At 66.4% G+C, this 12,125-nt stretch carries 9 protein-coding genes; all 9 read right to left on the reverse strand.

Annotated elements, in window-relative coordinates; genetic code table 11:
* The coding region (locus tag B2527_RS07940) for a transketolase family protein (protein WP_293707692.1) at positions 1-1,397 on the reverse strand (1,397 nt) is incomplete at its 3' end.
* Between the two features lie 488 nt (positions 1,398-1,885).
* Complete coding sequence (locus B2527_RS07945) at positions 1,886-3,193, reverse strand: dicarboxylate/amino acid:cation symporter (protein ID WP_293707694.1); 1,308 nt, start codon at positions 3,191-3,193, stop codon at positions 1,886-1,888.
* Positions 3,194-3,249: 56 nt separating this feature from the next.
* Positions 3,250-4,929, reverse strand: a complete 1,680-nt coding sequence (locus B2527_RS07950) for a BatD family protein (RefSeq protein WP_293707696.1) — start codon at positions 4,927-4,929, stop codon at positions 3,250-3,252.
* On the reverse strand, positions 4,926-6,755 hold the full coding sequence (locus B2527_RS07955; RefSeq protein ID WP_293707698.1) for a vWA domain-containing protein: 1,830 nt from the start codon (positions 6,753-6,755) through the stop codon (positions 4,926-4,928). Before B2527_RS07955 ends, B2527_RS07950 begins: the two co-directional genes overlap by 4 nt.
* A complete protein-coding gene (locus B2527_RS07960; protein WP_293707699.1) occupies positions 6,734-7,735 on the reverse strand; it encodes a vWA domain-containing protein in 1,002 nt (333 codons plus the stop codon). The genes B2527_RS07955 and B2527_RS07960 overlap by 22 nt, the downstream gene beginning before the upstream one ends.
* Complete coding sequence (locus B2527_RS07965) at positions 7,735-8,187, reverse strand: DUF4381 domain-containing protein (RefSeq protein ID WP_293707700.1); 453 nt, start codon at positions 8,185-8,187, stop codon at positions 7,735-7,737. The genes B2527_RS07960 and B2527_RS07965 overlap by 1 nt, the downstream gene beginning before the upstream one ends.
* Complete coding sequence (locus tag B2527_RS07970) at positions 8,184-9,116, reverse strand: DUF58 domain-containing protein (protein WP_293707702.1); 933 nt, start codon at positions 9,114-9,116, stop codon at positions 8,184-8,186. Before B2527_RS07970 ends, B2527_RS07965 begins: the two co-directional genes overlap by 4 nt.
* 54 nt (positions 9,117-9,170) lie before the next feature.
* Positions 9,171-10,190: an AAA family ATPase gene (locus tag B2527_RS07975; RefSeq protein WP_293707704.1), complete on the reverse strand. Its 1,020-nt coding sequence runs from the start codon at positions 10,188-10,190 to the stop codon at positions 9,171-9,173.
* Between the two features lie 99 nt (positions 10,191-10,289).
* A partial coding sequence (locus B2527_RS07980) for a type IV pilus secretin PilQ (protein ID WP_293707707.1) occupies positions 10,290-12,125 on the reverse strand: 1,836 nt, incomplete at its 5' end.

A 12,125-nucleotide genomic window follows, 5' to 3' on the forward strand; every position in this document is an offset into this window, starting at 1 on the left:
GAGTCGTGGGTGAACACGTGGATGACGTGCGCCGGGATCAGCGCGCTCATGCGCAGCGCGTTGCGGGCGTAGTCACTGAACACCAGGAAGGTGGCGTCGAACGGCAGGAAACCACCGTGCAGGGCCAGGCCATTGGCAATCGCGCTCATGCCGAACTCACGCACGCCGTAGTGCACGTAATTGGCATGCGGGTCTTCGCCGACCACGGTCTGCGCACCCTTCCACAGGGTCAGGTTGGAGCCGGCCAGGTCGGCCGAGCCACCGATGATTTCCGGCAACAGCGGTGCGAAGGCCTGGATGGCGTTCTGCGAGGCCTTGCGCGAGGCGATGTTCGGCGCTTCGGCCTGCACCTGGGCGATGTAGGCATCGGCCTGGGCAATGAAGTCGGCCGGCAGCTCGCCGTGCGAACGGCGGGTCAGCTCTTCGGCATCGGCCGGGAACTGTGCGGCGTACTTGTCGAACAGCTGCTCCCACTCGGCCTGACGCAGGGTGCCGGTGCCGCCAGCGCGCCAGCCGGCATAGATCTCTTCCGGGATCTCGAACGGGCCGTAGGCCCAGTTCAGCGCCTTGCGGGTGGCTTCCAGCTCGTCCTTGCCCAGCGGTGCGCCGTGGCTGGATTCCTGGCCGGCCTTGTTCGGCGAGCCAAAACCAATGGTGGTCTTGCAGCAGATCAGGGTCGGCTTGTCGAACTGCGACAGCGCCTGTTCGATGCCAGCCTTGATGCTTTCCGGATCGTGGCCGTCAACGCCGCGCACCACGTTCCAGCCGTAGGACTCGAAGCGTGCCGGGGTGTCGTCGGTGAACCAGCCTTCCACTTCACCGTCGATGGAGATGTTGTTGTCGTCCCAGAAGCAGACCAGCTTGTTCAGGCCCCAGGTGCCAGCCAGCGAGGCAGCTTCGTGCGAGATGCCTTCCATCAGGCAGCCGTCGCCCATGAACACCCAGGTGCGGTGGTCGACGACTTCGAATTCCGGGCGGTTGTAGCGCTGCGACAGCAGCTTTTCCGCCAGCGCGAAGCCCACGGCATTGGCCAGGCCCTGACCCAGCGGGCCGGTGGTGGTTTCCACGCCCGGGGTTTCATGACGCTCCGGGTGGCCGGCGGTGCGGCTACCCAGCTGGCGGAAAGCCTTCAGTTCTTCGATCGGCAGGTCGTAGCCGCTCAGGTGCAGCAGCGCGTAGTGCAGCATCGAGCCGTGACCGTTGGACAGCACGAAACGGTCACGGTTGAACCACTTCGGGTTGTTCGGGTTGTGACGGAGATAGTCGTTCCAGAGCACTTCGGCAATATCGGCCATGCCCATCGGCATGCCGGGATGACCGGACTTGGCGGCTTCTACCGCATCAGCGGCAAGGAAACGGATGGCGTTCGCCAACTGGCGGCGGGTGGGCTGCGTCATGGGTCGTCAGAATCAGGAGGCTCCCGCGGAACTGCGGGCGGCCTATTGTCCCACAAGCCCATGCCCGGGGCAGTGCGTAAAGACCTACCGCGGGCAGGCCCGTTTCACATTGCAGCGGATTCTGCGCTGTGCCCGCCCTTTTCCCCTCTTCTCAACTCCTCTTCCCCTCTTCTCAACTCCTCTTCCCCTCTTCTCAACTCCTCTTCCCCTCTCCTCAACTCCTCTTCCCCTCTCCCCAACCCCTCTCCCCCTCTCCCCAACCCCTCTCCCGCAAGGGGAGAGGGGCTCACTTTCCTGCAAGCCCAATGGCTGATGAGCACAACCACTCTCCCAAAGGGGCCAGCACGATCGACCTTTGCACCGGCGCAAGGGCCGCGTTAAGGCGTGAGGGTTGGGAGGGGGCGCGGCGAGCCACATCGCTCTCCCCCCCAAAGAAAAACGGCCACCCTGTTCAGGATGGCCGTCTCAGACGCAGCACCGGGGAATTATCAGGCCTGCGGATGGTGGCGCCCCACCTCGTCCTCACTCTCGCCGCGGGCCACCAGGGTGGTCAGGGCCAGGTCCCCCGTGACGTTCAGTGCGGTGCGGCACATATCCAGGAAGTGGTTCACGCCCAGGATCAGGCCGATACCCACCGGGTTGACCCCGACCATGCCGCAGATCAGCGCCACCACCGGCAGTGAGCCGGACGGGACGCCGGCCGTGCCAATGCCGCCAAGGATGCACACCACCATCACCATGAACTGCTGGCCGATACTCAGGTCCACACCGAAGAACTGCGCCAGGAAGATCACCGTCACGCCTTCAAACAGCGCAGTGCCGTTCTGGTTGGCGGTGGCGCCCACGGTCAACACGAAGCGCGAGACCTTGTGCGGGAAGCCCATTTCATCGGCCACCCGCATCGCGGTCGGCAAGGTCGCGTTCGAGGAGGCGGTGGAGAACGCCATCAGCGTCGCTTCCTGCGTCTCACGGAAGAACTGCAGTGGCGAACGCCCGGCCAGCTTCACCGCGATGCCATAACTGACAAACATGTGCACGCCCAGTGCCAGCACCACCACGCCCACATACGCGCCGAGCTTGACCAGCAGGCTGAAACCGAAGATGGCCGCGAGGTTGAACATGAAGCAGGCCACCGCATACGGGGCCAGGCGGATGACCAGATTGATCAGGGTCATCGAGATCTCGAACAGTCCCTCGATGGCCTTGCGCAGGGTGGCGACCTTCTCGGCCGGCGACAGCACCATGCCGATGCCCAGCATCAGCGCAAAGAACATCAGCGACAGGATCTTGCCGTTGTCCGAGGCGGCCTCCAGAACATTGTTCGGCACGATCGACAGCAGCATCTCCATGCCCTTGGGCTCGGAACCGATACCGGCCACGATTTCCTTGCTGCGCTCGGCATTCTCGGCCAGCAGCTGCGCGGCCACGTTGGGGTCCACGCCGGCGCCCGGCTTGAGCACATTGACCAGCACCAGGCCGATCAGCACCGCCACACCCGACAGCACCACGGTATAGGCCAGCGACTTCCAGCCGATCCGTCCCAAGGCGCGGATATCGCCCATCTCCGAGACGCCCATGACCAGTGCCGAGAAGATCAGCGGCACGATCAACATGAAGATCAGGTTGAGGAAGAGACCCGATACTGGCGTGGTGATGTAAGTGGTAACAACGTGCACCCAGTCCGCGCCGGGGCTGAGCAGGTGCACGATCAGGCCCAGCAGCAGGCCAACGCCAAACCCTATCCCGATTTTCCAGTGGAACGGCATCTTGGCGGGACTCTTTGCTGCATGGGCCATCGTTGGTTTTCCCTCGAGAATGGTTCAGCTTAGCAGACGGTTTGTGGCCGTCCTTTTCAGCTTTGTTCCGGATAGAGAGGGGCCAGCAGCGGTTTTTCCGCCACCGCTGGGCCACCACGCAAACGCGGGCCTGCCTTGAACACCTCGCGCAACCGCGCCCGCGCCTGGCTGACGTCGCCCTCGCCGCCCCAGCGGGCACGCTGCATGCGTTGCACCGCCTCACGCTGCTCGGCCGGCTCCAGCCGCTGGATCACCGCGTCCAGATCAGGCGCCGCAGCCATCGCCATCAGGATCCGCGCCACCTCGTCCAGGCCACCGCTGTCCAGCGCCCGCCGCAGATCGGCAGCGCTGTAACGCGAGCTGGGGCGGTCCCCCACCTGTGCCTGCAGCGTCTGTGTTGCCGGCGGCCGACGGCGACTTACCGCCCATACCAGGGTGACCAGCCACAGCAGGGCGAAACCCGCCGCCAGCGCTGGCCACAGCCACGCTGCACTGCCGGCAGTTGTCCCCATCGTCACCGTACTGGGCAGCGCCGTGGCAGCGGCCGCGGCCACTTGGCCCTGCGGTAGTGGTGGTGCCGCCAGCCCGGCCGTCCCTTGTGCCACCTGCAGTGTCAGCGCAGGCAGGGCGGCCGTCCGTGCCTGCCCGGTGGCCACGTCCCACCAGGGCATCTGGATGCCCGGCAAGCTCAGGGTGCCGGCCTGCTGGGGCACGATGGAATAGCGCCGGGTCAGCTTCAGCTGCGGGCTGCCGCCGGCAAAGGTTTCGTCATACTGCGGCGGCTCGGCGAATACCTGTGCCGCATCGCCCAGCGACGGCACCGGCAGCTCAGGGAACTGCGCCTTGGTGGCACCGGTGGCGGTCGCTTCCACCTCCACGGTGATCGCTTCGCCGGTGCGGCCACCGGCAGGGGCCGCGACATAGCGCAGCTGCAGGTTCTTCAGCGGCAGCCAGGGCTGCGGTGCATCGGCAGGGACCGCCTGCACCTGCAGCGTCTGGTCGGGGCCACGTGCACTCAACTGCCCACCGTCGCGGCCAAAGAAATCATCAAAGAAGCCGCCAGCTCCCTGTCCGCTGAAACGCGCGCCCACCACCTGCAAGGGCCCGCTGCGCTCCGGGATCAGCAGGAAACGACGTTCGACCACGTTGTAACGCCGCCCGCCGACTTCCCGCACGGAAGTGCGGTCATCGCCCACCCGCTGCAGCGATGCCCCCGCCGGCGTATCCAGCACCAGTTCGCCCGACGCCAGCTGGGTGGCGAAGTACAGCCGCACCACCACGCCCACGCTCTGCTGCACATAGGGGTTGCTGTCATCCACCTCGGTTTCGATGAAGGCCACTGCATCACCAGTGGCCGGGGCCAGCGGTGCCTGCCCCACCACCAGCCGTAACGGCGCGGTGCTGGCACTGCCCACACGCAGTGCCGGTACCGCCAATTCGCCATTGCGTCGGGGCGACAGCACAACCGTATGGACCGCGCGGTTGCTGATGGCGCCATTCTGCATCTGCAGCTGGCGGCTGCTGGTCTGGTTGCTGAGCGAGAACTCGGCCTGCAAGGGCGCGTAGTCCGGCGCCGCCGACTGCTCGGTTTCGATGTTGAGGGTGACGCTTTCGCCCAGGATGATGCTGTCACGGTCCAGCCAGGCACGGGTCTGTGCCTGCGCCAGGCCCATCACCAGCAACAGGCACAGCAGTACGCCGCATCGCGCCTGCGCGCGCCATTGAAACCTTGTCATCGTTGTTCCCGCATCCGGCGCTCATATTCGAGCTGGAATTTTGCTTTCAACAGCGCGCCGGGTTCGTCCGGCACACGCTGCATCCACGCCTCGACGGCCTGCCGCTGCTCGCGCTGCTCCGGGCTCATCGCCGCCACTGCCTTGGCCTGGGCGGCGGCCTCGCCGTCCTGCTGCGCCTGCTGACGCATGGCTTGGGCCATGCGCTCGCGCTGGGCCTGGTCCGCCTGTTGCTGCGCACCGGCATTCTCGGCCTGCGGCGTGTCCTGCCCACCCTGCTGGCCAGCATTGGCCGGGGATTGCTGTTGGCCTTGTTGGCCTTGTTGGTCTTGTTGGCCTCGCTGACCCTGCTGACCCGCGTCCTGCTCCTGCTGACCTTGTTGGGCATTACGCGGTTGGCCGTCCTGCGGATTCTGCTGGCCCTGCTGTTGCTGCTTGCCCGGTTCCTGCGGCGACTTCGGCGTGTCCTGTTGGTCCTTGCCCTGCTGGCCTCCGTTGCGCTGGCCCTTCGGTGGTTTGCGCTTGCGCGCGGCATCCACTGCGGCACGGTTGGCCACCGCATCGGCCATGCCCGGTGTGCGCTGGAGTGCCTGGTCGTAGGCAGCAATGGCCTCGTCATAGCGGCCCTGGCGGGCCAGCGCATTACCCAGGTTGTACAGGCCCTCGGCGCTGTCGATGCCCTGGAACTGCTTCTGCGCGGTGGCAAAATCGCCTTGCCGGTAGGCTTCCACGCCCTGCTGCAGACGCTCGTGCTGGCGCTGGTCGGCGCGTTGCCACCAACCGCCCGGCTCGGCGGCATGCGCCGGCTGCGCCAGCGGCAGTAACAGGCACAGTGCCAGCACCGCCATCGCGCCGCGCGGCCGGCGGAACGCCAACATGCCCAGCAACAGCAAAGGCAGCACCAGCCAATATCCTTCGTCCTGCCAGCTTTTGCCGGCATTGGATGTCGCCCTGTCCTGCGCCTGCAACTGCGGCTCCAATACCCCCAGCGCCTGCAGGTCCGACGAATCCCTGGCCAAGCGCTGGTAGCCACCCCCGCCGGCAGTTGCCAGTGCACGCAACGAGGTTTCGTCCAGGTGCGCCTGCTCGATGCCACCACGTACATCGCGGTAGGACGCCCCCTGCACGCTGCCCAGCCCCAACACCGATACCCGGTAGCCTGCCACGCGCAGTTGCGTGGCGGCGGCGACCGCCGCCGCATCTGCATGGTCGGTCAGCAACAGCACATCGCCCTGACGCGCGCCGGACTGCTTGAGCAGTGCACCTGCCCAGGCCAGCGCCTTGTCAGCCCTCTGCCCATCCACCGGCATCACCTCCGGCCCCAGGGCATCCAGGAACAAGGCCACATTGGCAGCGTCATCGGTCAGTGGCGCCACCGTGAACGGCTCCCAGGCGAACGCAATCAAGGCCACTTCACCGCCCTTGCGTTCACGCAGCAAGCTGGCCAGCTTGGCCCGCGCCTGCAACAGGCGCGATGGTGGCAGGTCGGCGGCACGGATGCTGGAAGACAGGTCCTGCACGATCACCAGCGGTGCCTTGGACTGCCACAACGGCTGCTGCACCTGCCGCCAGCTTGGGCCGGCCATTGCCAACACAGCCAACGCCACGCCCAACAGCAACCCCACCAGACCCAGCCAGCGCCGCTTTGGGCTGCCGCTGAGCAGATGCGGCAGCAGATGCGCATCCACGGCCGCGTGCCAACGCAGGCGCCTGCGCCGCAACCACACGCTGCCCAGCAGCGCGGCCGGCAATAGCAGCAGCGCCCACAACCACTCCGGTCGCACAAAGTGCAGCTGATGCCACAGGCTCATCGCCGCCACCCCCGCCATGCCAACGCAATGAGCCCAAGCAGCAGGGCAACACCCAGTGGCCAGGCATAGCGTTCTATGCGCGGGCGTACCGCCGGACCTGCATCCTTCACCGGTTCCAGCCGATCCAGTTCGGCATAGATGCCCACCAGTTCATCCGTATCGCGTGCGCGGAAGAAACGCCCGCCGGTTTCGCTGGCAATCTTCCCCAGCGTCTTTTCGTCCACCTGATCCTCGCCGCCGGGCAACTGCACGCCGAACAGCGAGCCTCCGCCGCTGGCGCCGAACGCCACCGTGTAAACCCGCACACCTTCGGCCTTGGCCAGGTCAGCCGCCTTCAGCGGCTCCAGTACACCGGCGGTGTTGACACCATCCGTCAGCAGAATCAGTACGCGCTGGCCTTCGGGCTGCTCACGCAGGCGCTTCACCGACAATGCGATGGCATCACCCAATGCCGTCTCGCGCCCGGCCAGGCCGACCACGCTGTCACGCAGCTGCTCGCGCACGCTGGCACGGTCGGCGGTCAACGGGGTCAGGGCATAGGCCTGCTGACCGAACACCACCAGGCCGATGCGATCACCCTCGCGTCGATCCAGGAAGTCGGCCAGCACGGCTTTCGCCGCGGTCAGCCGGTCCACTACCCGCGCACCCAGTTGCATGTCGGGCTCGCTCATGCTGCCGGACAGGTCCACCGCCAGCATCATCTGACGCGCCTGCCGGGGTGGCTCGATCGGCTCGCCCAGTTGCTGCGGGCGCGCAGCGGCAGCCACCAGGCAGAACCACGCCAGCCACAACAGCAGCGAGCGCAGCAGCGCCCCGCCCCGTCGCCGCGTCCCGCGCAGCGGCAAGCGGGTGGATTCATAAGGCACGCGCAAGGCCGGGCTGGCGTCCTCACGCAGTGGCCAGGCATACATCAGCAAGGGCAGTGGCAGTGCCAACCACAACCAGGGCCAGGCGAACTCCGGCACCCACGTCGGCAGCAGCGCAAGCAATGACTGCATCAGCGCGTTCCCGCCATCAGCGTGACAAAGCGCGCACGGGCCAGATCACATGCCCGCGCCAGCGCCGCTGCATCCAGCTGCGGACGAAAGCCGCCATCGAGCAGCAGGCGACCATCGCCCTCACTGAACTCTCGTCCCTTGGCGCCATCCAGGAACTGCAACCAGGCTTGCCCCTGCAACGACACCGCCTGTCGATCCACACGTCGCGCCGCCCGCCGCAGCAATTCCGATGCAGCCGCCAGGCGCGCCGGGCCGGCGGCCGCCGCCTGCAACTGGGTGTCGAACAGCGCCAGCCAACGCTGGCGACGCCGCCGCTGCAACCAACGCCACAGCAACCAGCCCCCCAGCACCAGCAGTACCGCAGCCATCACCAGCCACCAGCCTGGCGCCGGCGGCCAGATACCCGGTGCCGTGGGCAGATGCACGTCGCGCAGTGGCAGTTGTGCGCTCATCCGCCCTGCCCCATCACTGCACTGCCAAGCCAGGCATCGCTGGCAGCATCGCTGCTCAGGCTGCTGACCTGGATGCGACGCCCCGGCAGCTGCCGCAGCAGGGTTTCCAGGGGACCGACCAATGCCACATGCCAGGCCTCGCGTACCGACCCTGCAGCCAAGTCCAGCTGCATGCGTCCCTCCGGCGTAGCCAGCGGCAACACGCAATGCGGCGGGTCCATTTCCAGCGGGTCCACCAGCAGGATCAAACGTACCTCCACGTGCATTGCCAAGGCGGTCCAGGTGGCGGCGGGCACCCCTTGCGCGCTGGCAGGATCGGCCAGCACCACCGCCCGCGCGCCTGGATGCAGCAGCCGTGCGGCCTGCTCCAACGCGTACTGCAGGCCATCATCGTCAGCGGGCCGCTCGGCATACCACCGGCTGAGCGCATCCAGCGCACGCAATACCCCGCGCGTACCGCCGGCGGGGGGCACCAGCGCCTGCTGGCGGCTGCCGCGCAGCGCGGCCACACGGTCGCCATCACGCAGCGCCGACCAGGCCGCAACCGCGCCGGCACGCGCCGCCTGCACCGACTTGAAGCGGACGCGCGTGCCGAAATACAGCGCCGCAGCGGTATCGGCAACCAGCAAGGTGACCCGCTCGCGCTCGGTCTGGAATGTCTTGGTATGGGTGGAGCCGCTGCGCGCGGTCAATTTCCAATCGATATGGCGGGCATCGTCGCCAGCCACGTACTCACGTGACTCGGCGTATTCCATGCCACGCCCACGCAGCATCGATGCGGCCTGGCCACGCAGCGCATGACTGCCGCGACGTGCGGCCGGGCCGCGCACGGCGTGCCGCCGCAATGCGATCAGTTCGGACAGTTGCGGGCGAATGCCATCCGCTGCGCCCTGCCCGGCAGCCACGCCCACCGACGCGGGGGGCTTCATCGCCGCACCTGCGGACGGACCCTGCTTTCACTCAAGGCGTACACGATGATGCGCTCAGGGCAGCGGCACGCAGTCGAGCAAGGCGGCAACCAGACGCTCGCCATCCCAACCCTCGGCCGCTGCTTCATAGCTGGGCAAGACCCTGTGGCGCAGCACGTCGGCAGCCACCGAGCGCACATCATCAGGGGTAACGTAGTCGCGCCCGGCCAACCACGCCCGGGCGCGGGCGCAGCGCTCCAGCGCGATGGAACCGCGCGGGCTTGCGCCCCAGGCGATGCGTTTGGCCAAGGCGGCGTCGTAGGCGCTGGCATCACGCGAGGCCAGCACCAGCGCCACCAGGTAGCGCTCCAGTTGCGGCGCCATGTGCAGCTCGAGCACCTCGCGGCGCGCCGCCTCTATCTTCTGCAACGAGAGCTTCTCGACCAGCGTGCCGCGCGGTTGCAATGCACGCAATGCGCGCTCGCGTGCCAGCCGCAGGATCTCGGTCTCCGCACCGGCGTCGGGGTAGCCGATGCGCACGTGCATCAGGAACCGATCCAACTGCGCTTCGGGCAGCGGGAAGGTGCCTTCCTGCTCGATCGGGTTCTGGGTGGCCATCACCAGGAACACGTCGGGCAAGGGATAGGTGGTGCGGCCGACGGTAACCTGGCGCTCCCCCATGGCTTCGAGCAACGCCGATTGCACCTTGGCCGGGGCCCGGTTGATCTCGTCTGCGAGCAGGATGGGGTGGAAGATCGGCCCGGCCTGGAATTCAAAGCGTCCCTCCTGCGGACGCCAGATATCGGTGCCGGTGAGGTCGGCGGGCAACAGGTCGGGGGTGAACTGGATGCGCGCGAAACTGGCATCGATGCGCGAAGCCAGGGCCCGGATCGCGGTGGTCTTGGCCAGGCCCGGCGCGCCTTCCACCAACAGATGACCATCGGCCAGCAAGGCGACCAGCAGCCGGTCGACCAACAGCGACTGACCCACGATCTCGGCCGACAAGGCATCTCGCAGCGCGGTGAATTCCTGATGCAGGCCGCTCAAAGGCGGGGCCGCATCACTCTGTACGGGAAGCTGGGGAGGCAGGTTCATAGGCGCAGTTTGACCGATCCAGCGTGAAATGGTTCCAACCGCCTGCCCACAACGAAAAAGGGCCGCTGAACGCGGCCCTTTTGGAAAGACTGCTCCGCCTTACTGGGCGGCCTGCGCCACGCGCAGGATCTTCGGGGTGACAAACACCAGCAGCTCGGCCTTGTCCTTGCTGCGGCCACGCTTCTTGAACAGGTTGCCAAGGAACGGGATGTCGCCCAGGAACGGCACCTTGCTCACGCTGCTGCGGTCAGTGAACTCATAAACACCACCAACAACGACGGTCTGGCCGTCCTCCACCAGCACGGCGGTGTTGACCTCTCGGCGGTTGATGATCGGCACCACACCGAAGTTCTCAACCTCCAGATAGTCATCCACCTCATCCTTCTTCACAACCATGTTGAGGAAGACGCGGTTGTCCTTGGTGATGGTCGGGGTGACCTTCAGCTCCAGCAGCACTTCCTTGAACTGCACGTTGGCCGTTGCCTGACCGCCGGTACCTGAAATGGTCACGTAGCCGATTTCCTTACCCTGCTTGATCACGCCCTCACGCTGGTTGGCGGTGACGATGCGGGGATTGGAGATGACCTCACCTCGACCTTCTTCCTGCAGGGCCGACAGCTCCAGGTCCAGGTTGAAGTTGGCACCGAGCAGGGTGTAAGCGATGCTCGGCGCACCGGTAACCGTAGCGCTGGTGAAGGTACCCGCCGGCAGGCTTACATTGAGACCACGGCTGGCATTGGTACCGCCACCGGCAGCACCGCTGCCAATGGTGGCGGTGTTGTCGCCGTTGTTGTAGCTGCGCTTGCCACCGATGCCGAACTTGGCGCCAAGATCGCGTGCAAAGGTATCCGAGGCGATCACGATGCGACCTTCGATCAGCACCTGGTCCACCGGCCGATCAATCACGCTGATCAGCTCGCGCATCTGCGCGACCTTCTTCGGAATGTCACTGATCATCAAGGTATTGGTGCGCTCGTCAGCCACCAGTCGGCCGCGGCCGGAGAGGAAGCCGTTTTCCTGTTCCGAACTCCCCCCGTTACCGCCACTGCCACCGCCACCACTGGAGTTACCGATGCCCTTGGCTTCGGTGACCGCCTTGAAGATGGCTTCCGCGCTGTGGTAGTTGATCTGGATGTACTCGGTGACCAGATCGACGCGGTTCTCGATCGCGATGCGCGCGTCTTCCTTGTCCTGCTCGAACTTGGCCAGCTCAGGCTGTGGCGCCACCCAGATCACACCGCCATCGCGACGCTTGTCCAGGCCCTTGGCACGCAGCACGATGTCCAATGCCTGGTCCCATGGCACGTTGACCAGACGCAGGGTCACATTGCCCTGCACCGTGTCCGAAGCAACCACGTTGAGGTTGGACTCTTCGGCGATCAACTGCAGCACGGTGCGCACCGGCACGTCCTGGAAGTTGAAGGTCACCGGACGCCCGGTGTAACCCCGTGCCGCCACCGTGGCGGCGGCCTGCGCGACAGTCCTGGAGGTCACCGCGCCGGTGGCCGGAGCCTCCTTGCGCGGGCTGATCTCGACCACGTATTCGTTGCCGGTCTGGTAGGCCAGCGACTCGATCGGGCCGCTGTTGCTCAGCACCAGCTGGGCACCACCGGCACCGGACGGCTTGGCATCGATGCGCTGCACAGGGGTGGCGAAGTCCACCACGTTCAGCGGGCGCTGCAGCTCGGCCGGCAGGGTCGCATTGCCGACATCAACCACCACGTTGTTGCCCTGGCTGCGTAGGTCGGGGCTGGCGCCCTGGCCGTCGAACTGCAGGATCAGGCGGCCGGAGCCATCCTCACCACGCTTGAAGTCGATCTTGCTGACGGAAACCGCAGAAACGCTCTGCTGGGCCCCGGTGGTTGCGCCACCCGACACCGGCAGCTGCGCTGCGAAGGAAGAGCCGCACACCGCTGCCAACGCCACTCCCAGGGC

The organism is Stenotrophomonas sp. UBA7606, from assembly GCF_002477705.1.
GTDB lineage: Bacteria > Pseudomonadota > Gammaproteobacteria > Xanthomonadales > Xanthomonadaceae > Stenotrophomonas.